The organism is Niallia sp. FSL R7-0271, from assembly GCF_038005785.1.
Classification (GTDB): domain Bacteria; phylum Bacillota; class Bacilli; order Bacillales; family Cytobacillaceae; genus Niallia.
The window spans coordinates 3,750,279-3,776,677 of record NZ_JBBOTZ010000001.1; the positions used below are offsets into that span (position 1 = coordinate 3,750,279).

The 26,399-nt window shown below is 40.1% G+C and carries 23 protein-coding genes; 6 read left to right on the forward strand and 17 right to left on the reverse strand.

Going from position 1 to position 26,399, the window contains the following annotated elements; genetic code table 11:
* Positions 1-260: 260 nt before the first annotated feature.
* The 12 genes from MKX82_RS19170 to MKX82_RS19225 all read right to left on the reverse strand — a co-directional run bounded on the left by MKX82_RS19170 (position 261) and on the right by MKX82_RS19225 (position 15,828).
* The gene (locus tag MKX82_RS19170; protein WP_341079165.1) at positions 261-455 is read right to left on the reverse strand and encodes a hypothetical protein; all 195 of its coding nucleotides are present in this window, start codon (positions 453-455) and stop codon (positions 261-263) included.
* Between the two features lie 532 nt (positions 456-987).
* The gene (locus MKX82_RS19175) at positions 988-1,461 is read right to left on the reverse strand and encodes a hypothetical protein (protein WP_341079167.1); all 474 of its coding nucleotides are present in this window, start codon (positions 1,459-1,461) and stop codon (positions 988-990) included.
* Positions 1,462-1,476: 15 nt separating this feature from the next.
* A complete protein-coding gene (locus MKX82_RS19180; RefSeq protein ID WP_341079168.1) occupies positions 1,477-3,507 on the reverse strand; it encodes a ribonuclease YeeF family protein in 2,031 nt (676 codons plus the stop codon).
* Positions 3,508-3,519: 12 nt separating this feature from the next.
* Positions 3,520-3,783 (reverse strand): YwqI/YxiC family protein, encoded by a 264-nt coding sequence (locus MKX82_RS19185; RefSeq protein WP_233315989.1) that lies wholly within the window; start codon positions 3,781-3,783, stop codon positions 3,520-3,522.
* A gap of 1 nt (position 3,784) precedes the next feature.
* Complete coding sequence (locus tag MKX82_RS19190) at positions 3,785-4,210, reverse strand: YwqH-like family protein (protein WP_233315990.1); 426 nt, start codon at positions 4,208-4,210, stop codon at positions 3,785-3,787.
* Between the two features lie 2 nt (positions 4,211-4,212).
* Complete coding sequence (gene essA / locus MKX82_RS19195) at positions 4,213-4,680, reverse strand: type VII secretion protein EssA (protein ID WP_341079172.1); 468 nt, start codon at positions 4,678-4,680, stop codon at positions 4,213-4,215.
* Between the two features lie 28 nt (positions 4,681-4,708).
* Positions 4,709-7,816, reverse strand: a complete 3,108-nt coding sequence (gene esaA, locus MKX82_RS19200) for a type VII secretion protein EsaA (protein WP_341079174.1) — start codon at positions 7,814-7,816, stop codon at positions 4,709-4,711.
* Positions 7,816-12,282, reverse strand: a complete 4,467-nt coding sequence (essC, locus tag MKX82_RS19205; RefSeq protein WP_341079175.1) for a type VII secretion protein EssC — start codon at positions 12,280-12,282, stop codon at positions 7,816-7,818. Before essC ends, esaA begins: the two co-directional genes overlap by 1 nt.
* 44 nt (positions 12,283-12,326) lie before the next feature.
* Positions 12,327-13,490, reverse strand: coding sequence for a type VII secretion protein EssB (essB, locus tag MKX82_RS19210; RefSeq protein WP_233315994.1), 1,164 nt, complete (start codon positions 13,488-13,490; stop codon positions 12,327-12,329).
* Positions 13,491-13,504: 14 nt separating this feature from the next.
* Positions 13,505-13,744 (reverse strand): EsaB/YukD family protein, encoded by a 240-nt coding sequence (locus MKX82_RS19215; RefSeq protein ID WP_233315995.1) that lies wholly within the window; start codon positions 13,742-13,744, stop codon positions 13,505-13,507.
* Between the two features lie 168 nt (positions 13,745-13,912).
* Complete coding sequence (locus MKX82_RS19220) at positions 13,913-14,206, reverse strand: WXG100 family type VII secretion target (RefSeq protein ID WP_233315996.1); 294 nt, start codon at positions 14,204-14,206, stop codon at positions 13,913-13,915.
* A 284-nt stretch (positions 14,207-14,490) separates the two neighbouring features.
* Positions 14,491-15,828, reverse strand: coding sequence for a 6-phospho-beta-glucosidase (locus tag MKX82_RS19225; protein WP_341079178.1), 1,338 nt, complete (start codon positions 15,826-15,828; stop codon positions 14,491-14,493).
* A 111-nt stretch (positions 15,829-15,939) separates the two neighbouring features.
* On the opposite strand from MKX82_RS19225, the gene MKX82_RS19230 reads away from it, so the two are divergent.
* The gene (locus MKX82_RS19230) at positions 15,940-16,695 is read left to right on the forward strand and encodes a MurR/RpiR family transcriptional regulator (protein WP_233316156.1); all 756 of its coding nucleotides are present in this window, start codon (positions 15,940-15,942) and stop codon (positions 16,693-16,695) included.
* Positions 16,696-16,847: 152 nt separating this feature from the next.
* Here MKX82_RS19230 and MKX82_RS19235 read toward each other — a convergent pair whose 3' ends face one another.
* The 3 genes from MKX82_RS19235 to MKX82_RS19245 all read right to left on the reverse strand — a co-directional run bounded on the left by MKX82_RS19235 (position 16,848) and on the right by MKX82_RS19245 (position 18,619).
* Positions 16,848-17,303: a threonine/serine exporter family protein gene (locus MKX82_RS19235; protein WP_233315998.1), complete on the reverse strand. Its 456-nt coding sequence runs from the start codon at positions 17,301-17,303 to the stop codon at positions 16,848-16,850.
* Between the two features lie 15 nt (positions 17,304-17,318).
* Positions 17,319-18,083, reverse strand: a complete 765-nt coding sequence (locus tag MKX82_RS19240; RefSeq protein ID WP_233315999.1) for a threonine/serine exporter family protein — start codon at positions 18,081-18,083, stop codon at positions 17,319-17,321.
* A 209-nt stretch (positions 18,084-18,292) separates the two neighbouring features.
* Complete coding sequence (locus tag MKX82_RS19245; protein ID WP_144455070.1) at positions 18,293-18,619, reverse strand: MerR family transcriptional regulator; 327 nt, start codon at positions 18,617-18,619, stop codon at positions 18,293-18,295.
* Between the two features lie 229 nt (positions 18,620-18,848).
* Between MKX82_RS19245 and MKX82_RS19250 the strand changes: the two genes are divergently transcribed.
* The 5 genes from MKX82_RS19250 (at position 18,849) to MKX82_RS19270 (ending at position 24,414) form a co-directional block, all read left to right on the forward strand.
* The gene (locus MKX82_RS19250) at positions 18,849-18,986 is read left to right on the forward strand and encodes a hypothetical protein (protein ID WP_233316000.1); all 138 of its coding nucleotides are present in this window, start codon (positions 18,849-18,851) and stop codon (positions 18,984-18,986) included.
* A gap of 186 nt (positions 18,987-19,172) precedes the next feature.
* On the forward strand, positions 19,173-20,582 hold the full coding sequence (locus MKX82_RS19255; RefSeq protein WP_341079182.1) for a M20 family metallopeptidase: 1,410 nt from the start codon (positions 19,173-19,175) through the stop codon (positions 20,580-20,582).
* Between the two features lie 148 nt (positions 20,583-20,730).
* Positions 20,731-21,522 (forward strand): MurR/RpiR family transcriptional regulator, encoded by a 792-nt coding sequence (locus tag MKX82_RS19260; RefSeq protein ID WP_237942094.1) that lies wholly within the window; start codon positions 20,731-20,733, stop codon positions 21,520-21,522.
* Between the two features lie 139 nt (positions 21,523-21,661).
* The gene (malX, locus tag MKX82_RS19265; RefSeq protein WP_233316003.1) at positions 21,662-23,218 is read left to right on the forward strand and encodes a maltose/glucose-specific PTS transporter subunit IIBC; all 1,557 of its coding nucleotides are present in this window, start codon (positions 21,662-21,664) and stop codon (positions 23,216-23,218) included.
* A gap of 8 nt (positions 23,219-23,226) precedes the next feature.
* Positions 23,227-24,414, forward strand: coding sequence for a MalY/PatB family protein (locus MKX82_RS19270; RefSeq protein ID WP_233316004.1), 1,188 nt, complete (start codon positions 23,227-23,229; stop codon positions 24,412-24,414).
* Positions 24,415-24,448: 34 nt separating this feature from the next.
* Here the strand turns inward: MKX82_RS19270 and MKX82_RS19275 are convergent, their stop codons facing one another.
* Together MKX82_RS19275 and MKX82_RS19280 are read right to left on the reverse strand one after the other, a co-directional pair.
* Complete coding sequence (locus MKX82_RS19275; protein WP_341079184.1) at positions 24,449-25,432, reverse strand: ABC transporter permease; 984 nt, start codon at positions 25,430-25,432, stop codon at positions 24,449-24,451.
* A complete protein-coding gene (locus tag MKX82_RS19280; RefSeq protein ID WP_341079186.1) occupies positions 25,429-26,370 on the reverse strand; it encodes an ABC transporter ATP-binding protein in 942 nt (313 codons plus the stop codon). The genes MKX82_RS19275 and MKX82_RS19280 overlap by 4 nt, the downstream gene beginning before the upstream one ends.
* Positions 26,371-26,399 lie beyond the last annotated feature (29 nt).

The window sequence follows — 26,399 nt, forward strand, 5'->3', positions numbered from 1 at the left end:
GTATCCGTTCTTTCAAGAGCGTTTGCAAATACAAACTTTGCATCTCCTGTACCAAAGCAGACTTCATTTAAAATTAAGCCAGAAAAATATTGAGATCTTCTTCAGAGTTTTCAGCACTTACTCCTTCTAACTGCAGTATTCTGCTTATATTTTGTTCAAATAGATATAGCAAAAAAACTTTTTAAAGGTAATAAATAGTGCTCTTTAATAATCAATTGGTATACTGGAACTCACTGTGTTTCCTTTACTGCCAACATATGTTACAGACGTTGCGCTTCGTCTAGCTGTTTTAGCTTAACAGCATTATTTTCACGTATAAGCATATCGCTAGGTATTCCAGCCAAAGACATCGCAATCCATAATTTATTTTCATTAACAGTTGGCCTGCCGATATTAAATTGTGGATGCTCTTTCATAAACGGACTGATATACCTCGCAAAATAGTAGTCCAACAATCTATTAAGTAAGAAGTATTTTTGCCGCATCTGTTTCTGATTTGAATTGTTTTTTCTGTTTTAGATAAGGCTCATTCTGCCTCTCTACAATAACTAAATCAAACTCCCATATTTCCCTTTTCTTTTCTAACGCATAGTAATTCTCATATGGAGGAACAATTTCCTTTATATAGTTTCCCTTAACCTCTGTTATTTTCCTATACCTGACTAATAATCATTAATATCGCTCACCTCGTTTGTTATTCCTCAAGTTCTAAAAGGCAACCTATAAATAAAAAGCATTATTTTAAAGGAAACACCTTTTAAAATAATGCTTTAGCATTGTTACTTTTTAAAGTAAATTCTCTTAAGATTTTCTATATCTTTAGCAGCAGTAGTACCTTCCTTTCGAGCTAAAGGAAGGCTATTTTTATTAACTTGCTTTAAATAGAAACTATAATTGTACATGACAACAAAAGCTGGCGATTTTTAACTATCGATATCTTTTTACCATTTGTAATATGATAGTAAATCTCATAATTCTCCTAATTCCTTAAAATAGTTCGTTATCTATAAACTCCTTTATTTCAGTACTAGGAATTATCTTTCTTTCTACAGGTAAATTGTTGAATTCCATAATTGGCTCTATAATTTCTACTAATGCATCAATGTCTTCTATTCTAACGTTTTTCGTAAACACAAATTGCTCCTGTTTCTCGAACCCTTTATTATGATAATCCTCGGAATCACTGCTCACTAATTTAATTTTTCCATCATTTATCACTAATTCCCCTATTGCAAAAGTATCATATTCTTTTCCTTTATATATCACCTTATATTTTCGTTCAAATATTAACTCAATCTCATCAATGTCTACTTCTTTAATAAATATATTATCATGAACATTGCCACCTAAATCCACTAATACCTTAAATCCACTTTCCTTTTTATTACTCTTTAATCTATACGTATTATTACGTATATTTAGAGGATAATTTGCACTTTTATATCTAGCGTATCTCGCCATATATGTAACACCACCCTAATTATCTTTAACCCATCCAACTTCTTCATCAAAAATAAATTTGAAAACAGGTTCCCCTGTTTTGCTATCTCTAATAATCAACAAATCTCCATCAACAAACTTTCTTGCTTGTTGGTAGTATTCTGGAAGAACAACTTCTCTGCTTCCTGTAAAACCTCTACCTGTGTACGGATAGGAATCAGGTTTAGGCTCCCATCTTGGGATAGATAACTGTTCAGGCTCTAGTATCTTATATTCTATTGTTCCAAAAAAATTATCTGGACTTCCAACAGACTCTGATATACCGTCAATACCGTTTGTTATTTTAAATGCTGTATTATTATAATCTAGACGAGCCCCCTCAAATTTCTCTTCTAAAGTTATCAACTTTTCTGTATGCTCCTTCACAGCAGTAAACCCTCTTACTCCAATATATTCTTCATTATAAAGATAATTGTATAGATCACTTTGTGGAATTACTTTTGCCATTGGAGTATTTTTTGGCGGTAAGCCTATTTCATCTCTAATTAAATTAACTTTCTGAAAATCTTCTTCACTTAATAATTTATCTGGATGTAATAAAACCAAAAATTCATCAACTGAATAACCATACTTCTCTAAAATAATTTGTATAGATTCACTAGTTTTAGTTTTTATTGGCCCATTTTTAAGTTGTGGTCTTTTTTGCCCAGACAACAAACTCAAAGCCTTATCCTTTTCCCCGCTAACAGACTCCACTGCCTTACTTTCTGCTTTTACAGTATCATCGATGTGGACAATTCCGGTTTCTGTCACAAGTTTGGGTGAGCTGCTGATACGCTGTGTGACGTCATCAATCCAGCCTTTCCCCATACTTGTCGCTTCCCGCGCCATAGTTGGCACAAAGGGCAGCCCTGCAAAAATGCCTTGGGCAAGGCTTGCTTGCCTTTGCTCGTCTGTTAGTTCGTTGCCGAACATGTCATTGCCTGTCATGTATTCGGACAGGCCGTTTGCTGCGATTAGACCGTAAAGGCCCATTTCTGTTTTCTCTAAGGCGGAGAAGGTGTTGGCACTTCTGTATGCATCGAGAGCATGATCGGCTGCTGTGATGGCTTTCGTTGCGGAGTAAATGCCTTTGCCGCCTTTGATGGCCCGTCCTGCCCAGCCGACTATTGGGATAAATCCTGCTGCGGCCATGGCTCCTGCTGTGACGCGCTGACCGGCTGAAAGCTTTTCTCCTGTTACGGGGTCGACGCCGTCTTTTGCCCTAAGATAATCATAATAGCCGGAGAATTCTCCTGCAAATGTTTTGGTCCCTTCCCATAGATCTTCGTACCATGGCCGGTTTGCTATTTCTCTCGCTTCTTTTTCCTCTTTTTTGAAGCTGAGATATGCATCTGTTTGTGCTTCTGCTTCAGATTTGAGCTGATACACTTCGCTTGTTAGGTAAGCGTCTGCGTTAAAATGAATTGGTGATATATCGCTGCCCTGTTTTGTAGCTTCAAGGAGGGCGCGGAAAAGGGCTGCCACGTAGAATTCTTCTCCTTCTGAGGAGAGGTATTCTTCTAATAACTCCTGGTCGGTTTGCCCGACGGCATCTAGTGTATCGGTCCTTTTCTTTCTAGCTTCTACCATTTCGTTGTCGAACCGCTCTCTAGAAAAAGGATCGAGGGATATCAGATCCTCGATCTCTGCGAAAATATTTTGGAGAGCTTTGCGCTGCTCACTGACCATTTCATCTGCCTGTCGTTCTTTATAAAGCAGCGCTTCTTCAAGAAAGCCAGTTTCCACTCTAGTATTGCTGCCTAAGTTCTTATCCTCCAGCTTGCCTTGCACACCTTCAAAAAAGGCAATTTGCCTGTCTATCAGGCGCTGCCATGCTTCTGTTACTTCTATTTGACCTCTGTAAAATCCTTTAATTGCCTCTGCGCCTCGCCCCTCAAATTCATTTAGTTCAACAATGTCTTGAAAGGCTTTGCGCAGCTGTGCAAACTGTTCCCGTATGGATGAATAGTGTTTAGCTCTTGCTTCCATTGTTTCACGTAAGCTATTTCCATCTAATACCTTCACTGACATCACCCTTTACCTGGTTATCGCTTCATCTTGTTCCTTCAATGCATCAATATTATCCTTCGTATCGGCCACATTCTTTAGAACAATCTTTTTGTATTCCTCTATCAAGTTCTCGATTCGTTCTTCTCTTTCTTTCCATTCTGAAGTGAAATCAAGCTTGTTATCCTTCAGCTTGCTTGTCGGTGCACTGCTCATATCAAGATTGTGCACCGCCTGTTCTGCATTGCTTAGTTTGCTGATTGCATTTGCATGGTTTAGTTTAATCGTAGCCATATCACAACATCCTTCTAATTTCAGATATTTTGCCTTTGACATCCTCAACCATTTCTTCTCCGCGGTCCAATAGTTTGTTTGCTTCAGAAACAAGGACCCCGATACCATGGAGACTGGCTTTTTCTATTTCCAGGAAGTTGATTTTATTTTCGATTGAGCTTTGGTAATATTCATATTCCCTGTTCCCAATATCACTCATCGTCTGATACACATCTTCCCGCTTTCCGTCAAACTCATCTGCTCTTTTGCCAACCCAGTTTTTGTCTAAATCAGGCTTTTTCAGCTGTCTGATTTCTTCGAGCATTGCATCCTGCTCATTCGCCACTTTATTTTTAGCTGATCTTAACCTTTTAATTTTTCGTTCAATATTATCTATTTTGCCGCTTACATCGCCGCCTAGGTTTGCGAGTATACTAGAAAGACTCATAATTATTGCCCCTTTCTTTCCCCTTGTTTTGCTGTCCGATAGAAAACAGTTAAAACGATGCCAAGCAAAGTGATGCAGACAGCAATCAAAATGCCTAAAAATAAGGATAAAGAGGAGGTGGTATCAGGCAATGTTTCTTCTGATACTCCCGCTTGCCTTATTTCATCATCACCTGCAAACAATCCAAGCTGTTCTGCATTCTGTTCAATCTTATTTGTGGCTGCTTTTTGGAATAGCTTCTCTTTGACATCATCAGCAGAAAAGGTCTTTTTGCCGTCAAATATGAGCTGCTTTTGTTCTTCTGGAATTTCAGACTTACTTGATGAGGAAGCATCCTCATCAAGCAAGTCTGTATTTTTGTCAGTTGATTTACCTTCATAATCATTTGGTGCCAATTCATCAATATTTGTATTTGTCTCTGCATATGCTTTTTTCACAGCTTCATTGTAAAAATAAACATTTATTCCCATAAAACAAATAACCAGATATATAATCCATTTACACCGTTTCATTAGCTCCCACCTCATGCTCTAAGCTGCTGGAGGAACCTTTAAATCGTTCAATCAGCACCTGCAGAACGATAAGAAGAAGCAGTGCAAACACCAGGATGATAGCAGCCGGAGCAAATAATGATTCAGTGCTGTACTGAATGGAAATATATACATTGCTCATCGGATCAGTAAATTTAAAGTTAGGTGTGCTCAATGCCAGCAATGGTGTGACATACAAAGCAACCATACCTGCTGTTACAAACAGACCGGCAAGGCGGTGCAGTGAAAATGCTACAGTAATTATGCCTGAGCTTACCATTAGCAATAAGATAGTGAACACCGTCCATTCCATTGTGGCCTGCTCTGCCAGCTGATATATTTTCAGACCGTAAAGGCTGATGATAAAGCCGACAAGGGTGTTGACGAGCAGGAATAGTGCTGCTCTTACCCAATATGGCAGGCTGTTGAAATAGTAGGTTGTATAACCGATTAACAGACTGCTTAATAAAACGATAAACAGCACAACTACCGGCGGCACTGTGTTTGTTTCAACCTTTTCAGAAGTTCCTGCAGTCAGCTGCAGCGGACTTGAAAGGAAGTCATAAACAACACCATTCGATTGATCGTCAACAAAAGCATTGCCAAGCACGGAGAAGACGTCATCTCTTATTAGCTGTGTTGACTTAACATTTGTTGACCATTTATTGTTCAGCACATCTGCATCTGTCTGAACAGCAGAAACCTCTTGATGTAAATCATTGGTGTAATCAATAATGGTATCCTGACTTTCGCTTGCTTCCTTGAGCCCATTGTGGAAGGAGCTCATTTGCTCTTGAATAAGCTTGTAGCTCGTTGCAACTCCAGTTCCCTTTGCTTCGGCACTTAAATTGCCAGCCTCGTTTTGAACCGGCTGCTGAATTTGCTCCATTAGTTTGCTCGCCTCCTCTTGCATGGAAGTAAAGCTGTCTAAAAGAATGCTTTGATTTTCATCCATTGTTTTCTTGTAATCTGCCATAAACAAAGTAAATCTATCGTTTAATGCAGTTAAACCGTCACGCATTGTTGGTGTTTCCTGCTCCAGCTGATTCCAATAGCTGGCTTCTTCATCTGTTACTTGGAAGATAGCTTGAATTTGTTTAAGGAAATCTTCATTTGCCATAACTTCTTCTTTTGCTGGATTCTGACCGAGCATGCTTGACAATGTGCCTTCATACTCGTTTAAGAACGCATAGTAATAAAGGAGATCTACCACTTTGCCTGTCTCCATATCTTTATCAAACCAGCTCTCAAGCTCCTGTTTACGCTCTTCGGAAAGAGCTTCAGATGATAATATAGACTGTTCCTTTTCTTCAATCACATCCAATATTGCGGTCATATTATCAGCGTATTGGGAAAGCTGGTCTCTCAGCTCGTCATTTACCTCTGTTAAATCCTCTGCGTACTCTATTAATCTTTCTTTTTGCTTCGTCAGCTCTTCGAGTTGTTTATTTAAGTCTTCATTCTTCGTTTCCAGCTCTGTCAAGCTTGTTGCGTTATTGGTGAGCTGATTTGTTAGTTCGGCAATTTGTGAAAGCAGTCCTTTAACATAACCTTGCTGGTTATCACCGCTTGTCTTTAGACTTTCGCTCACTTTCAGCACACGCTCATTAATAGCCTTCAGCTGTTCAACAGCCTTTGCCACTTCTTCGCTAGAGGTGCTGCCTGCCATGCTTGCCAATTGTTCCTCAAGGCTTTGCAAAGCAGCATGGATATCTTCTAATTCCTTTTGTTCACTACCTGCTTCATTCGAACCTCCAGGCTGTTGTTCCTGTTCTTCACCTGTTTGCTCGTTTCCGTTAGTCCCGTCTTGCTCAATTGTGGCAGATGAGTTTTCACCGCTGTCATCAGCTGGCTTATCACTATCTGCTCCCTCTTCTTCTGTGCCTTCATCAGGCTCTGTTCCTGGATCTTCTGTAACATCATCGTCCGTCATTTCCTCTGGCACTTCCGGGTTTTCCGGCGGAGCCTCTGGCAGCAGCACTTCTTCTCCATCTGATAAACCTTGTTTTGTAGCTACTATTTTAGTCTGCAAGGAGTTAAGTGTTTTCGTATCAACTAACTGCTGATAATAGTCTAAAAGATTGCTTTGATATTGATTATAGGAAAGCAGCTGGCTTCCGACTGTATCAATCCGCTCTTGCTTTGTTTCTAGAAGCAGGCTTTCATTTGTCTGCAGAGAAGTGTTCAAGTCGGCCATTTGCTGCAAAACTGTTTGTTCATTCTCATTTAACAAGTTTTGTGTCTGCAAATACGGCGACTTTTGGTTTTCTGTCGCTGTGCTAATATTGGCAACCGCATCCTCTTGAATGCTTGCAAGAAGCTTTTGTTGCTCCTGTTGATATTGTTCATATGCTTTCACATTATCAACAAAACCTGTTAAGTCCTCTGAAAAGGAATCAGCTGAAGCTGCCTGATCTGTCCCTTGATCAGCAACTTGCCCGAAGGAGTTCTTAATATTGTTTAGCATCGTTTGCTGTTCTTTTATCTGATCTGTTAGATCCTTTGAGCTCGGCTTATAAAAGGCAAGCATCGTAGTTTGGAAATCAAGCTCCTTTTGCAGGATTTGGTCGAATTCCTTCTTAACAGAATTCATGTCTGTCGCGACATAGCTCCAATATAAAGAAGATACGCGCTGATTTGTCCGCTTTGTTGCTTTTTCAATTTCCAGCTTTACCTTCTCTGTATTGACAGCATTTAATTGTGCTTGCAACTTATAATCAAATGTCACCTTGGCTGGGTTCTCACTCTCATAATCCATTACTTTCTTCGAAAAGTCTGATGGAATATAAATGACAGCATCATATTTATTGTTGCGCAGCCCGCTTTCGCCGGCGCTTCTGCCAACAACACTCCAGTTATATGCAGAGTCTTTTGCCAAAATACTTGCAGCACTTTCGCCTAAACGAATTTCTTGCTCCCCTTGTACGCCAACATCTTCGTTTACAATAGCAATTGATTTTGTTGCGTTCTCCTTCTCTTTAAGGGGATTTTCCCCAATTGCCTTAAAAAACAGCAATGGGGAACCAATAATGACAACTAATGCGATAATTATCTTCCATATAGGAAAGCCCTTCACTATAGGCTCACCTTCCTTTCCACTAACATCAACGGAATCTGGATTCTCTTTTCTTTACCATTTTCCACATAATAGCCGAACCCTGGCTGCACTTCCTGCTCTTGTCTGTCATAAGCGAGGGTAAATAAGGTCTGCTCTGACTTCTTCATTAAGACAAGTGCCTGGCGGACTTGCTTCAACTCTAATGTCAGTGGGTCATAGCCTTTGGTCAGCTCATTGTTTGTTCCAGATACAACGATATGGAAACCAAGATGGCTGTAATTCTTCATAAGTCGAACAATATTTTCTTGAATGCGGTTATCGACTTGCTGTAAAAACCTTCCGTATCCATCAATAAACATATAGATATGCGGGTGCTTCTCTGGCATCCTGCCGCTTTGCACAGCCTCTGCATAATCTGATTCCCTCTGCTTTAAAATGTTCTCAACATTGTCTATCCAAGCAGCAATCATTTCCTTGTTATCGATAAAGCTGACCTCATCCTTATCTCCAACATGTGACAGGCTTCTGTCAATAGAATCAAAGATGGCAGGCTTTTCGGTCGTCTGATTAAGCGCCTCATTTAAAATAAGCTGCATGGCATTTGTTTTGCCTTTTTGCGCTTGACCTAAAATTAAGCAATGATTGGTCTTGGCAAAGTTTATGCTGACAGGCTCGACAAGCTCCTCTTCCAATCCAATTGGAATTAAGCCTTGCTGCTGCTCCTTTACATACAAGTAGAACTGTTTATTATTCAGTTCAGAAGGCAGCATTGGCACTGCTTTCGGCTTATCACATTCCATATACTTCTGTTTTAAAGCATCAATGTCTTCTTTCAGCAATCGCAGCTGCTCATATTCATCCATTCCGATGTTTGGCAGAACAACTTGAGAGAAAAAGGCAGAATCCTTTTTAATAATTGCTCGGCCTGGAATCGGTTCAGGCTCAAACGGCACCCTGCCTAATATGGAATAAGCTTCCGTGTTGTCCATCAAATAATGGACAATTTTCGTTCTAAGATTGTTCATTAATGTCTGACGAATAGAATTAACTCTCGTTGCACTGAAAATCATATAGATGCCCAGCGATTGTCCATCCCTTGCAAATTGATTCATCTGGGTCTCAAAGTCATGCATTTCATCTTTCACAACATCATAGTTATCAATGACAATAAACCATAATGGCAGCGGATCTGCCGAAAGAGTGTTGTACATCTTAATGGAGCTTACCTCCATTTGTTGGAACAGTCTCTTTCGCTTCGCCATCTCACTTTTAATAATGGCAACGAATTTATTCGTTTTGCGCTGCTCATCCATCAAGAAATAATCTGCCGAATGCGGGAGCTGCCTTAATGGCAGCAAACCGCCGTTACCGAAATCAAGCAAATAGAAATGGGCTTCTTCCGGGCTTGCATCGGCAGCAATTCCCATCAGCAAGGTAATCATTGTCTGTGTTTTTCCATAGCCTGAAGATCCGAAGACTCCGACATTGCCATCCTCCATCCATTCATATGTATATGAAGACTGACTTTGTTTCTCAGGCTCATCAACCATTGCCAACAAGACCTTCTTCGCTTCTTTCTCTTGGGCGATATCTGGTCTGTAGATGCGCGGTGATAAAGGCGGCAGCCATGGACTAGCGATTTTGATAAGACCTAATTTTTGATGAACTGCTTCAATCTCTTCAACAATTGCTTCCATCTCTGTTACCGAATCTTTTCCTGTTGTATCCTGTGAGGAAAGCTCCGATAAAGGCACTAGTCCTAAATCTGTAACAAGAGCAACCTCATCCTCATTAAGTGAGGCTTCATCGTTATAGGCTGCTCCGCTCCATGCAGATTGGAACAGCTCGTATACCTCGTTATTGCCAACCTGCAAATAGCCTCTTCCTGTCACTGTAATACCGGCAGCATCTCCGTTTTTCAAGATTTCTCTGCTGTCCTCAGCATTTTGCACTTTTAAGGCAATGCGGAAGCGGGCATTACTCCAGATTTGCGCGTCAATAATGCCGCCTGGCTTTTGTGTTGCGAGAATAAGATGGACACCAAGGCTTCGTCCAATTCTGGCAGCACTGACCAGTTCTTGAATGAATTCAGGCTGTTCGCTCTTTAATTCTGCAAACTCGTCAGAAATAAGGAAGAGATGCGGCAGCGGTTCAGCAATCTTATTTTGTTTATGCAGACGAGTATAATCATTAATATGATTCACCTCATATTGGTCAAACAGACGCTGGCGCCGCTTGAGCTCACTCTTGATAGAAGCAAGTGCGCGCTGGCTGAAGTTTTTGCTTCCATCAATATTGGTGATAGTGCCAAGCAGATGGGGCATATTCTTAAATGGCTGAGCCATTCCCCCACCTTTATAGTCAATCAGCAGGAAGGCAACCTCATGGGGATGGAAGTGCACAGCTAATGACAAGATGTATGTCTGCAAGAATTCACTTTTACCAGACCCAGTAGTTCCTGCTAATAATCCATGCGGACCGTGTGCTTTTTCATGAAGGTTCAATCTGACAAGATCTGTTTTCCCTTTAAGACCGATTGGTACTGCTAGCGATTTTGCTGATTGGTTATTATGCCAGTACTCCTCGATTGGTATATCTTTAACATCTTTAAATTGCAGCATTTCTAAGAAGGATACACTCTCTGGAATAGAGTTTGTCACACCGACCTGATGGTTCAGCGTCCTTAGCATCCTCGCAAAATACTCATTATTTTCATACTGATGGGTATCAAGGCTGAACGGAATTTCGACTGCCTTTTTATCCTGCATCAGGATATCTCCTTGAGAGGTGTTAATATAGCGGACAAGCGTATGGATATTATCAGAAAAGCTTTCCTTTGCTTCTGAAGCAAAGATGACAGAGATGCCAAGCTGCTTGTGCTCACCCTCTAAATATTCTAGGATGACATGCTCTGATATAAGCTGCTGGTTAGCAATGATAAAAATATAGTGCGGGGAGAATAACAGCTTTTCTTTATCCTCCTCTAAGTCTCTTTCTCGAATCATTTCATATATCGAGCTCAGAAGCTGGTCTCTCGTGCTTTCGTTATAAATCATGCCCTTTGCATGGGAATTAGGCAGCTGAAAATGAGGCAGCCATTTCATCCACTCCCATGTGCTGTATTCCTTTTCATCAAAAATAAAGATGAAGCGGACATCATGATAGCTGTGGAAGAATGCCAGTTGACCAATCAGTTGGTGAAGCTCCCTTTTAAGTACTGCTTCCTTTCCGATTAATCCAATTGCACCCTTTGACAGATCGACAGTGATTGGTAGCGGCTCAAGCTCCTGATAGGTTTTCTCAAGACGCTTTGACGCTTCCATGAGCTCATCCATTTCCCTGTTGGACATATCCTGTGAGCTTACATCGATTTTGTAGCTGGCCGGCACTTTACCTGTTCCAATGCGGAACTGCAGGAAATCCTGACTTGTTAATGTTCGCTCCCATATTCTGTCTGATACTTCTGAGACCATATATTTCATTCGTTCAAAGGATGGAAAATGATAGTGAAGCACTTCACGCTGCTTTTCAGACAGCAGATGAAGCTCTTCCCGTTTCTCTTCCAAATAATTAGAATAAATACGCCGTCTTCTTAGCTCCCATTCCTTGCGGTTTGCTTTATCTTTAAAATACTGGAAGGTAGATGTAAATAAAGTAGTTGCAAACATCACAAGAGAAACGACGATAAATATTCCTCTAGGAATGAACAGCGCTACAATTCCCATTACGATAAGCATCATTAATGGCGGCAGGATAATCAGCCATAGTGGGCGCTTCGTATGCTGTGCCTCTTGTCCTGGAAATGTGAGTTGAACTTTCTCCTTTGGAAGCTCATATACCATCCTCGGTGTTCGTCTGTATAAAGGATAACGTTTTTTCATTTCAGACTGATGAGGTTTAATTGCCTCCAACTCTGTGCCAAATTCCTTTGCACTCGTAACAGCAAGTAGGTCTTCCTCCAAATATGTAATTTCCATACCATTCCAGAAGAGGATATCGCCTAATTCCAATTCACTGTCTGCAGCCAGCAAATGGCCATTAAGATATAAGTTGGCTTCCCCTTTCTTTACAGACGGTTTGTCATATAAATCGAGCATAAAGCCTGCTGACAACTCGTCCTGTTTCTCTAGCAGCCAGTATTCCGACGCGCTCTTTCCTTCATCTCCATTCGCTGCAAAACGGATTTCCTTACGATTACCAATATAATAGGTGGTTTCAGGTAGTTTCCTTGTTAGAAACAACTTAATAAATAAAGTCCCTGTATTTACAGAATGCTGCATTTGTTCCTCTAACTGGACTGTTTCCTTGCCAACCTGACAGAAGGCATTCCCATTTTTGTCGACTGTTACTGTTAACTGGCTTATTATGTTTGCTGCGGTTAAAGTAATATCATCATCAACTGCTGTTCCGATGGTTAGCTCGTCATCCTTTTTCAGATGAGCCTTTTCGTATGTATCATCATGAAATACAAATAATGTGTACATCTTGTTATCTCCTCTTTAATCGCTGACGTAATGACGATAAACGATTAAGTTTCACTGTCTTCTTCTTGCTGGTATTCCTTAATCTCCCGATCAATTTCATCGATTTTTTGCTGACGTTCCTCGCTGTCCATCGATTCATCTGCAGAAATATTTTCCCGGTAATTAATAAGGGCAAAGACAATAAGATCTGTCTCCTCTAGAAATCTTGCCGTTTTCAGTGCTTCTTCCCCTTCTCCTCTGCCAATCTGGATCCAATAATCTAAATACTTAGTATCAGATTGCAGGGTGACGGTATTGCGGACAAATTGTTTTTGCTCATCTGTCAGGTTTTCATTTGAAATATAAGCTGTTGCCAGTTCATATTTAGCAACCTTAGGCAAGTCATCGATTTTATAAGGCTGAAGTGTATTAATTACGTCACTGTAGGAACTGGTTAGAAATTGTTCTTGTGCAAGTATAATCTTGGACTGCTTCGGCTGCAGAAAAAAGATAGAATAAAAGGAATATATAATGGCTGGTACAAGCAGAACACTCACAGCAATCAAACTATTACGGAACCATTTCCATTTCTTTTTTGTCACTTCTATATACAGAGATGCAGACTCCCTATCCTTCCTTATAAACTCGTCGATTACTGTTAACAGCTCTTCAACAGACTCGGCCTCAAGCACCCTTTTGCTGTCTTCACTCAGCTCCAAAGTCTTCTCATATTGCAGGTATTGCTCAAATGAACGGGAGACATCGACCCAAGAAGCAGCCAGCGCCTTCAGCTCTTGCCACAGCTCAACCTCATCTCTTTCGTAAGGAGGCAGACTTTCTTTCACTCCATAATGCAGGAAATAAGGGGTCAAGCCTTGATCCACCACAATGTTCTCGGGACTGATGAAAAGATGCAGCCTTGAGATGCGATGATCTTTTACTTTATGAATCAATTGATAGATTATTTTTAATCTGTCCTTGTGCGAAAGCCCTTGAATAGAGGTACCATATTGATAGGAGCTGGGAATATCAATCTGTATTTGAAGAGCATCCTCCTCTACATTAATTTCTTTAGGAAGCTGACTTTCTATATCCTTAAGAATTAACACTTCACTCTTATCATCCATCTTTATCTTTTCAATTTGAAAGATAAACGTAATACGATTTTTGTCTTTTTTGATTATCGCATCCAACTTTTTTTCTAAGTATGTACGTTCAGCTTGAGGCATCTTCTATACCACCCTCATAAAATTTCAATAATATCTCCCGTAGTAATTCCTGCATCTGTTAGCCGTTGATTTCCCGGGAATACCTTTTGTTTATTTTTCACACGCACCCAATAACCTGATCGTGGAAGAGTTTCTATATCAGAAACCTGCCATGATAAATCGATTAGCTTTTTTATTGTGTAATAGTCAGATAAGCGTAAGTCGATTTTGTTTCGATTGTATTTCTGCAAATCGACCGTTACTTCTATATACATTATTTTCCACCTCAAAACGTAAAGGAGCGCTCCATAAAAAAAGCGCTCCTCCTAGGGTTTAGTTCATTTATTAAAATACACACGGCTTTTAAAAAGCCACATCCGCTATTTCGTCACCCATCATGATGCAAATCATGAAGAAGCTCTAACGATATTAAGTTCAGACACTTAGCCGCGAATTTGGTTAGCGATTTGAGCATCAGCATCCTCAAGCGCTTTAGCTGTGCTGTTCAATTGTGAGGAGATATCCTCTAGCAATTGCTGCATTTTAAGGAATGAAGGGCGAAGTGATTGGTATTGCTCACTGAACGCTTGGCTTGATTGACCTTCCCAAATGCTTTCCAATTCTTGGATCATTTGATCCAAACGAGTGACTTGTTCACCAACTTGACTTCCCTCGTTTGCATAACGGTTTGACATGCTAATAAGCTCTTCAGGGGTTACTCGAATGATTCCTGCCATGTTTCCTCTCTCCTTTTTCAAAAAAATTTTAGCTATCATTCTTTATAACTATGTAGCTAATGGAAAACAAACATCTATATATTAATTACCACATTTCAATATCCAAATAAAGGATAAAACGAACTTTTGACCATAAATGCATTTATTTTCCTATGAATATTATAGTAAATAGGACATATTCTCCCTTTTTTCAACACTAAAATCTAGTAATATAGTTCTTTTTTGTTTTTCTACAAAAAGAGGAGTGTCAACAATGACACTCCTCTCACATTCGTTGTTCCTGATTATGATAAAACTTTATCTTCTTTAAAGAATTGCGGCAAATGCTCTTTATGTGCTTCAAGCATTTCATTCAGAATTTCTTTCGCCACTTTATCAGAAGGCAATAACGGGTTGATTGTCATCGCAAGCAATGCTGTATTGTAGTCGCCTGTTACCGCTGCTTCTGCTGCCACTCTTTCAAAGGACTTAATCTGCTGTACTAAGCCTCTGACAGGTACAGGAAGGTCACCAATAGAGATTGGTTTAGGGCCGTCTTTTGTGATAACACTGCTGATTTCTACAGCTGATTCATCAGGAATGCTGGCAATTGCACCGTTATTAATTGTATTAACAGGCTGGATATCGCGCTTATCGTTGTACATGGAGTCGATCAAGCTGCAGGCTGCATCGCTGTAGTATGCACCTCCGCGTTTTTCAAGCTGTGGCGGTTTAATAGAAAGATTTTCATCTTTGTATAATTCAAACAGCTCTTTTTCCAGCTTTTGTACAACTTCTGCTCTTGTTCCTTGCTCTGCTGCTTCCTCATGCTCATGCTCAAGCATTTGTGCTTGCTTGTAGTAGTAACGGTGGTAGCCGCAAGGGATTGCTCCCAACGCTTTAATGAAGTCTGGATCCCAGTCAATTGCTGCAATATTACGCATTGTCGCACTTGCATGCTTGCCTGAAGTCATTTCTTCCAGCACTTCTTTTGTAACTTCTTTTCCGTCAAGATACACATGCAGGCCGTATACCATGTGGTTAAGTCCTGCAAAATCAACGCGAACTCGCTCAGGTTCTACTTCCAACAGCTTGGCTACACTCATTTGGATAGAAATCGGCACGTTACAAAGACCGACGATTTTTCTCCAATTGCTGTGACGAAGCACTGCTTCTGTTACCATTCCTGCAGGGTTCGTGAAGTTGATCAGCCAAGCATTTGGACAAAGCTCTTCCATATCGTTAACAATGTCAAGGATGACAGGGATTGTGCGTAAGCCTTTGAAAAGGCCGCCAGGACCGTTTGTCTCTTGTCCAATTACATTGTATTTCAAAGGAATTCTTTCGTCCTTCGCTCTTGCTGCAAGCAAGCCGACACGAAATTGAGTTGTAACGAAATCGGCATCTTTTAAGGCTTCTCTGCGGTCAAGAGTCAAATGAACCTCTATTGGTAAACCAGCCTTTTTCACCATACGCTTCGCTAAATTACCTACGATTTCTAATTTTTCTTGTCCTTCAGGAATATCAACAAGCCATAGCTCGCGAACCGGCAGTGAATCATATCTTTTAATGAATCCTTCAACAAGCTCAGGTGTGTAGCTGGAACCTCCGCCAATCGTTACAATTTTAATTCCGTTGCTCATATAGAAACGCCCCTTTTCTTATTTTTAGGTGTGTAACCCTTTTCAATTTTAGTTGATGTTATAATAAGATTATCTAAGTTGGAGTAAATCTATTTAATGGATGTGTTTAACATGTTTACAAATGAGCAGATTCAATCTTTTTCCGATCTTGAATATGAGCTTTACAATTACATTATGAAGAATTCTCGGGAAGTAACCTATATGAGAATACGAGAACTCGCAAATGAAACGCATGTCTCCACAACCACCATACTTCGTTTTTGCAAAAAGCTTGGTTTTGACGGCTTTACTGAATTCAAGGTGCAGCTGAAAAATCATCTTGCAGAGGAAGAAACATATCGGCTTAACAATACATATACAACTGTTTCCGATTTCGTAGAAAGAACGCTTTCAGCAAACTATGAATCTAAAATTAAAGAAATAGCCGAAGTTATCGCTAAAGCAAAAATCGTTATTTTTATCGGTGCAGGAACCTCTGGCGTCATTGCAGAATATGGTGCAAGGTTCTTCTCCGGTCTCAAGAAATTTTCTCTTCATATTAAAGATCCGTATTTCCCAATTTACAGTCACTACATAACTGACAGTGTCACAATCGTGCTGTCTGTGTCAGGCGAATCTAAGTCAACAATGGAAAAGCTGGACCGCCTTAAGCAGGATGGCAGCATCATTGTAAGTTTGACAAATCATTCTGACAGCTCACTGGCCAAAATGTCTGATTACAACCTGGCGTATTATATAACGACAGAATATTTGGGAAATGTCAATTTAACGACTCAAATACCAGTCATGTTTTTAATTGAACGGTTAGGAAAAGAGACTTTCGACTATATGCAATCCTCCTTAATCAACAGGGATGAAGGGAAATAGCATTGCTCCCTTTTGCTTTACATCTATAAGTTACAATGCACGCTCATGATAGTAAATACATCTTCCAGATTTAGTACTTAGTCACACCGAATGGAACTTGTTACTTTATAGGAACAACCTGTTACATAAAAAAAGCAATGATAAGCACTCATTTATATGCTTCCATTGCTTTTTCTTGTTTTTCTTTTATATAACAACTGATTTATCACTTCTGAGAACATCAATCCGATTGCAATCGACCCTGATAAGAGAAACGCTTTGGCAGCAAGGCTGACTGCGTTATAATAGTCATTCTCTACAAAGTGTCGCATGGCATTATAAGCCATTCCACCAGGTACAAGGGGAATGATCCCAGCTACTGTAAAAATAATAACCGGTGTTTTATACCATCTTGCAAATACTTGACTCATCACTGCAACAAGAAATGCACCAATGATTGTCGCAGGAACTTCATCTATATTTACATAGACCGCGCCCCAATATGCGACCCAGCCACACATGCCGACAAACCCGCATCTCACAAGCAAATGTTGTGGTGTGTGAAAAATCATCGCAAAGGCAAATGATGCAATAAAGCTTGTAACTGCTTGTTCTAATAATTCCCACATAATATAAATTTCTCCTTAAAATACTACAAACACAACAGCAATTCCAGATCCAATCGCAAAAGCTGTCAAAAAGGCCTCAGCTCCTTTAGAGATGCCTGAAACTAAATGACCTGCCATTAAATCTCTGACTGCATTAGTTATCAGCAACCCTGGAACAAGGGGCATAACCGAACCGATAATGATTTTGTCTGTTTCTGCACCAAACCCTATATAAACAGCTCCAAAAGCAATCAATCCAACGAGCACCGATGCCAGGAATTCTGCAAAAAACTTAATTTGCACCACTCGATGGAAATAAACAGAACATAAAAACCCTGCTCCGCCTGCAATCACAGCCGCTAAGAAATCCTTCCAGATTCCTTGGAACATTATTAAGAAACAGCCGCTTGCTATTGCCGCAGCAACAAACTGCACCCAAACTGTATAGGTTGGGCCTTCTTTATCAATCTCTTTCAATAGATGATATGCCTCTTGCAAAGAGATATAGCCGGAGCTGATTTTTCGCGATATATCATTTACCTTCAGAACCTTTTCCAGATTTGTTGTTCTGTCAATAATCCGAATCAGCTTTGTCTTTGTCGGCTCACGCCCTTCTAAAGAAAAGATAATACCAGTAGGTGTAACAAAGCTGTCTGAATCCTCCACTCCATACGCTTTGGCTATGCGGGTCATCGTGTCTTCCACCCGATATGTTTCTGCTCCATTTTTGAGCATAATTCTTCCAGCAAGCAAGCAAACCTCAATTATTTCATACGTTTTTTCTTTGGATATATAGTCCATGCCAACTCTCCAATATATAAACATTCTTAGCTGTTAAAAGAAATTACCATTATCAGTTTAAAGGACATGTTCACCTATAATCAATAGAAGAAGTACAACTCCTGTTTGCAAACATAACAAAAAGTCCTTTAAAAAAGGACTTTCACTTGGGAATGTAAATATTATGAAGGGGACAATTTTCGAAGTGGATGAATTTTCTCGTTTTGTTTTCAGTCTTTTTGAATGCCAAACCGCGCATTGATTTGGCCGCGTAACATTTGTTTTTTTATTTTGCGCTCTTCTTCTTCACGGGTTTTTTTAATTATTTCCTGACGTATTTCATGGGTTCTTACTCCTTCTTCCCGCTTGTTGGCAATTTCAATTAAGCGCTCTACATCTGAAAATGAATACTTCCGGTTCCCCCGTTCAGGTCTTTCCGGGAAAATAAGCTTTCGTTGTTCATAATAGCGAATTTGCCTTTCTGTTAACCCAGTCAGCTCACTAACAACACCAATCGTGATAACTTTCCTTTTTTTGTAGGATGGCTCATGATCCATATTATCATCTCACCTCATGAAGTAATAATTTCTCTCATTAACTGTAATTATAATACGAGTATTCAGATTTTTATCGTATCCTGTTATAAAATCTAACGCAAAATTCAAAAAATAGGTAAGAATACCTGACAATATAGCTGTATTTTGCATAAAATTCTTTTAAAATATTTATGTATAGTTGGTCATCAGGAGAGAACGTAAAATTTTTTACTGAAAGGAGCTATTTGCAATGATCAGCAAAGAAGCAATCGAATTAGCAAAAAAAATTGTCGAGATTGACCTTCTTCGTGATGAGGTATGGGAAGACTTCGCAGCAGTTGCTGGCGATAACGCCCATGATATTCTTCGTATTATCCAAAATAGTTAAAATAGATACAATCCATCGCAAGCAGCTTCCTTATACTTTTAGCTTGTGGTGGATTTTTGCATTTTTGCCATTAACCTACCCTTTAAATGTTAGGAAATCTAACGTTATTTTAATGGATGGAAGCAACAACTGCAAGTAAATGTCAAAATTTTTTTAATTTTTTTATTTTTAAGAGGAGGATTACAGATGAGCAACTTATTTTGGATTACAGAATACTTAGAGGAAACAAAGGCCAAGTGGAGCACAATAAGCGATTATATCTGGGATCATCCTGAAACAAGGTTTGAGGAGTTCGCCTCCACTTCTTATTTGAAGACAGCTATTCAAGGGGAAGGATTTACAATTCACGAAAAGATCGGCGGCATGGAGACCGCCTTTATGGCCGAATTTGGTTCAGGCACGCCAGTTTTCGCTTTCCTTGGTGAATTTGATGCTTTATCAGGCTTAAGTCAGGCAGATGGAACCGCGAGGGAATGTCCTCTTATTCCAAACGGCAATGGCCACGGCTGCGGTCATAACCTTCTAGGCACAGGAGCCATGGCTGCTGCTGTTGGATTGAAAAATTATGTGGCCGAAAACAATATTCCTTGCACCATTCGTTATTATGGCTGCCCTGGAGAAGAAGGCGGTTCAGGCAAAACATTCATGGTCAGAGCGGGAGCATTTGATGATGTTGATTGTGCATTAACATGGCATCCAAATGACATTACCTTTGTAATGAACACCAGCTCCTTAGCGAATATTCAAGTTTACTTCCGTTTCAAAGGCAAAAGCGCACATGCTGCTGGCTCTCCTCACTTAGGAAGAAGTGCGCTTGACGCAGTAGAGCTGATGAATATTGGATCTAATTATATGAGAGAACATATAATTGACCAGGCTCGTATTCATTATGCCATCACTAACTCAGGCGGTTTGTCCCCAAATGTTGTACAAGGCTTTGCAGAGGTCCTTTATTTAATCCGCGCTCCTAAAACAGATACAGTGATAGATTTATTTGAACGAGTGAAAGATGTCGCAAAGGGAGCTGCCTTAATGACTGGCACAGAAATGGAGGTTGTTATAGATAAGGCCTGCTCCAACTATATCCCGAACAACACGCTTAATTTAGTGATGCAAGAAGCAATGCTTGAAGTCGGGCCGACAAAATTCACTGCTGCCGAAAAGCAGTTTGCGACAGAGATTCAAGCCACCCTTACTGATGAGATGCTAACAGAAGCATATAAACCTTTAAGTATGAACAGAGGGGATAATCCCTTGTTCGAGGATGTCCTTGCTTACGAACAATCAATGTCACTCATGCCAGGCTCTACTGATGTTTCCGATGTCAGCTGGGTTACACCAACAGCTCAATGCAATGTTACAACTTGCGCAATCGGAACTCCCTTTCATACTTGGCAGTTAACAGCACAAGGAAAATCAAGCAGCGCTCATAAAGGAACCTTACAGGTTGCAAAAATCCTTTTCCTTACTGCAGCTAAACTGCTTAAAGATCCGGAACTACTTATAGAAGCGAAAAAGGAGCTGCAGCAAACAGTTGGAGAAAAAGGCTATGTCTGCCCTATCCCTGATGAGGTACAGCCAGCTGCTGCGAGATAGTTACAAATATTGCCTGAGCCTCTTTCGTAGGTTTTAGGCAATATCTTTTTAAAACTGTAGCTGCAACAGTACTTTTTCGCCGGCAGTCGACTTATAATAAAGAGGACTAGCTAGTACCTTTCTTAACAAAGTCTGGAGCTGAAAAAATTTGAATATCCTCTTAAAGCGCCTTGCCCAATCTAAAGGCGAACTCAGCGAATTAGAAAAACAAGTATTGGACTATATAATTGCAAACCCAGCGCTTGTAGCTGAATCGAGCTTGGACCATTTATCAAAAGCTTTATTCATATCAACTGCTACAATAAGCAGAACATGCAAACGCTTAGGATTCAGCGGATTTCAAGACTTAAAATACAGCTTAAACAAAGATAGCGAACAAGAATTATATAAAGAAGCTGTACATCCGCCGAGCTTTTTGACAGCACATATGGACAGAGTCAAACAGGAAATGGAATGGACTTTGGAACATATTAATGAGCTTGATATTCATAAGGCAGCAAGCTTCATTCATGAAAGTAATTTTATTGAGTTCTTTGGAGTCGGAGCATCCTTGCCAACTTGCATTGATGCGGCCAGAAAACTAACCTTTGCAGGGATAATCTGCAACGCAAGAGAAGACTGGGATGAGTTAAGATGTGTCGCTAACGGGTTGTCCAATAAGGATTTAGCTATATTGGTTTCATACAGCGGAGAAACCGCTCATATTCTTGATTATGCTGCAATTCTAAAGGAAAGAGCAGTAAAAACAATTGCTATTGTCGGAAGGAAAAGCAGCCGGCTGAAGGATTTAGCAGATATTACTTTTCAAGCCCGAATTCAAAACTGTTATCTCGGAGATCTTGATATGAGTTCAAGATTTCCATTAAGTATTTTATTAGATTTTATTATCCTGACTGCATTAGAATCAGGTAAAACAGGACAGAAGGCTTCTAGGGCGTGAACCTAGCGGCTTTTTTTATGGAAAACCCGCTGTACAAAAATTGTATACCCTTACATTTATCCCAAAACCAATTGTTCTTCTTGTCATAGACAGTTACTCTAGACACAAACATCCATGTTTTAGAAAGGAGTAAGTGATTATGAATAATGCAAAATCACGCTTTTGGGAGTTTTTCCAAGGGCTCGGAAAGACATTCATGCTTCCAGTAGCTCTGCTTGCCTTTATGGGTCTTATGCTAGGAATCGGCAGCTCCTTCACAAGCCCGTCTACAATTGAAGCTCTGCCTTTTTTAGACAACCGCTTCCTGCAAACGATATTTAGGTTTATGTCTACCATCGGAGGCTTTGCTTTCACCTATCTGCCTGTACTCTTTGCAATTGCAATCCCACTCGGATTGGCACGTTATGAAAAAGGAGTTGCTGCTTTTTCAGGATTTGTAGGCTTTGTCATTATGCATTTATCTATCAATTTTTATTTAACAGAAACAAGCCAGCTTGCAGCAGCGGAAAAACTTCGCGAAGCAGGTCAAGGCATGGTAATGGGTATTCAAACAATTGAGATGGGCGTTCTCGGCGGAATTATTGTCGGTGTAATTGTCCATTTACTGCATAGCCGTTTCTATAATATTCAGCTTCCAGATGCTTTTGCCTTCTTCGGGGGAGCAAGATTTGTGCCCATCATCACCTCTCTTACGTTAGCTGTTGTCGGCATACTTATTCCAATCATTTGGCCAATATTCGCCATTGCTATCACTGGAATTGGCCAGCTAATTCAAAAATCTGGAGCATTTGGTCCGTTCATATTCGGAGCAGGAGAACGTTTATTGCTCCCATTCGGACTGCATCATATTCTTGTCGCCATGATTCGATTTACAGAAGCAGGGGGCATCCAAGTTGTTGATGGGCAAACAGTAGCTGGAGCATTAAACATATTCTATGCTCAGCTGCAAAGCGGCTCTCCAATCAGTCCTTCCGCTACTGCTTTTTTGTCTCAAGGAAAAATGCCAACCTTCATGTTTGGATTACCGGCAGTCGCACTGGCAATTTATCATACAGCCCTTCCTGATAGACGAAGCAAGATTAAAGGTTTATTGATATCTGGTGTCATTGCTACATTTGTAACTGGTATAACAGAACCGATTGAGTTCCTGTTTCTATTTCTTGCACCTGCCCTTTACGGCATTCATGTTCTATTAACAGGGTTAGGGTTTATGACGATGCATTTGCTTGGTGTCGTAATCGGGAATACAGACGGCGGTATCCTTGACTTCATTATTTTTGGAGTTCTGCAAGGAACGTATACGAAATGGTATCTCGTTCTAATAGTTGGCGCTGTTTGGTTTGCTGTTTACTATTTCATCTTCCGATATGCCATTATTAAGTTCAATTTAAAAACACCTGGCCGTGAGGATGAAGCAGTGACGACTGGGAATGAGGAGTTAACTTATCAGAAAAAAGGCAAGTATGATGCGAAAAGAATACTGTCAGCATTAGGCGGAAAAGAAAATCTTCAGTCACTCGACAATTGTATTACTAGACTGCGCCTTGTAATCAATGATATGAGCAAAATTGATGAGAAGGAATTAAAGGACTGCGGAGCACTCGGCGTGGTAAAGCTCGATAATCATAATTTACAGGTTATTATCGGCACACAAGTAGCATCTTTAAAAAATGCATTAGAAATAGAAATGGAGTAGTACCGTTTATGACATATTCCTTTGATCGGATAACAAAAAGAACTGGTACGTACTGTACACAGTGGGATTATATTGAAGACAGATTCGGAGAAGCAGACCTATTGCCCTTCTCCATCTCTGATACAGACTTCCAAACACCGCAAGAAGTAAGCAAAGCTTTAAGCAGACGGCTGGAGCACGGCATTTTCGGCTACACAAGATGGAATCACCAGGAATTTAAAGAAGCTGTTCAAAAATGGTATCGAGAACGCTTTTCTGCAGAGCCGCAACAAGATTGGATTGTTTACAGCCCAAGTGTTATTTATACAATCGCGAAACTAATTCATGTTTTAACAGATGATGAAGATCATGTTGTTATACAGACTCCAGCATATGATGCTTTTTTTAAGATGATTACAGATAATAACAGGCGGATTTCTGCAAATCCACTAGTTGTAAAAGACGGGAAATATCACATTGATTTTGCTGACTTAGAAAACAGGCTTGCCCACAATAAAGCGAAAGTGCTTTTGCTGTGCAGCCCACATAACCCGACAGGCAGAGTTTGGACAGAAAATGAGCTTGAACAAATCATTAATCTTTGCAGGAAATATCATGTTTTTATTATCAGCGATGAAATTCATATGGATATTGTGCTGCAGCCTAATAAGCATACTCCCATCATCAGCAAAGCAACAGCGCTTGAAAATGTATGCATATGTACCTCTGCCAGCAAAACATTCAATATTCCAGGACTTATTGGTTCGTATGCCATTATCCCAAGTGAGCATATAAGAGATGAATTTTTGCTAACATTAAAAAATCGTGATGGCCTTTCCTCCACAAGCATATTAGGATTGACTGCAACGATAGAGGCCTATCAGTCTTGCGGCAGTTGGGTGGATCAACTGAATGACTATATTAAAAATAACATGCTGTTTATACAGGCATATTTAGAAAAGCAGCAATTAGGAGCGACGCTGCAAATTCCAGAAGCAACTTACTTAGCATGGATTAATATCGAAAACATGCCATATACCCCAAAACAAGTTCAGCACGCCCTTATCCATGAAGGTAAAGTGGCTATCATGGCCGGAGATACCTACGGAGCTGAAGGAAGGAGCTTCTTGAGGCTGAATGCTGGCTGTCCGCAATCAAAGCTTGCAGATGGCTTAGCACGTTTCACACAAGCTATTAACTTTTTAAAGAAAAGCTAAAAAAACCGGAGAGCCGCCCTCTCCGGTTTTTTCATTAAATGCTGATATCTCTTTTTTGGAAAAAGAAAAATGTGATAAACATAAAGATAAGGTAGTAAATTCCAAGAATTCCTAATGACATCGGCATCGTGATATTTTCTAAGATTTTATCCTGCACTACGAATACAGTCTGATCTAAGTGCGGGAAAATTAACGCTTTTGTCCATGTGTACTTTTCTGAAAAACCAACAATTAATGCTCCTGCAGTCGAAGAAAAGAATAGTACAAATACACCAATTCCAACTGCAATTGCTTGGTTCTTAAACAATGTAGACAGCATAAATGCCAGCGTAAGGACCATGATAAGCCCTGGCAAATAGTATAGAAGGCTTTGGAAGAAATATGCTCCACCAGCTACAGCTTCCATTTCAAAAGTAGTAGGATTTTGCACCGACAATTTTCCACTAAAGTCATCAATACCAAAGAAGGCAATGCTCACTAAATAGCCTATTCCAATTAGTACCGCAATCAAAAACGCAGAATAAATAAGAAGCGCAATATATTTTGACAGCAGGATTGCCCATCTTCTATGAGGACGAATCAGCAGCTGCTTAATTGTGCCATCGGAAAACTCAGACGATATATTCCCTGCACAAACAATTACTACAAAAAGAGTAATAAGAGACTTCAATGCAATTCCATAATAATCCAAATATGACCAGCTTGTCGTATAGGGATTCACATTGTCATTTAAATTGCCATTAAAACTGTCGATTTCGGCTTGGATATCCTCCTTTGCCTTTGTCTTATAATCATCTTCTGGAATATCCTCATAGCTTGGAGCTTTTTCCATTTCCTTCTCCAGCTGGTCTATTTCCGTTTGAACCTGCACCTTCCAATCATCTTCTGTTTGCTGTGTGCTAGTTTTCAACTCAAGTACAGCAGTTCCAACTAATGCAATAATAAGTATAATGGCAAAAATCCAGCTCATCTTCTTTTCAAATATCTTTATCAGTTCATTCTGGACTAACCCAATCATCGTACTGCTTCCTCTCCTTTTTTATTCGTGATTTCTAGGAATCTGTCTTCTAATGTCGCTTTCGCCGCATTTATTCCGTACACAGAAATTCCCTTTTCCACAAATAGTTTGTTCACAGCCGGAATGGAAGACCTCGACAGTTTTACTGTTAACAGCTCCTTTTTAAGCGAAACCTCCTCAAAAGCTACTGCGCTGCTTTTCAGCAGTTCTAGTGCATTATTAGCCTCATCTATTTCAAAGGTCACTTCTCTTAGCTCATCTACTCCCTCAGCGACTGTTTCATCCATAGAGGAGATGTGGATAAGCTTACCTTTTTCAATGATTGCAAAGCGATGACACATGAGCTGCATTTCCGAAAGCAAATGTGATGATACGAGCACAGATATCCCTGTTGCTGCCAGTTCATGAAGATAGTCACGGAACTCTCTTATTCCTTGTGGATCAAGACCGTTTGTTGGTTCATCCAGAATTAGAATCGCAGGATTATGCAGAAGGGCTTGTGCAACGCCAAGACGCTGTCTCATTCCTAAGGAATATGTTTTTACCTTTTGGTGGATAGCATTATCCAGTCCTACAAGCTTAACGACTTCTGCAATTCTGCTTTCCGAAATTTCTTCTTTTGCCATTCTGGCATAATGGCGCAAATTCTTATAGCCGCTCATATATTTATAGAATTCAGGGTTTTCAACAATGGCCCCTAAGCTGCTCATCGCCTCAGCGAAGGAAGCGTCTAGATTATGTCCGTTAATGACAACCTCGCCTTCTGTTCTGTTAATCAAGCTGACTATCATTCTAATGATAGTTGTTTTTCCCGCACCATTCGGGCCAAGCAGTCCGAAAATCTCTCCCTTTTCCACCGCAAAACTGACCTTATCTACAATCGTTTTGCTTCTGATTTTCTTTGTGAGATTTTTTACCTCTAATGCATATTGAGACATGATAAACTCCTCTCTTTTTTTAAGATCCT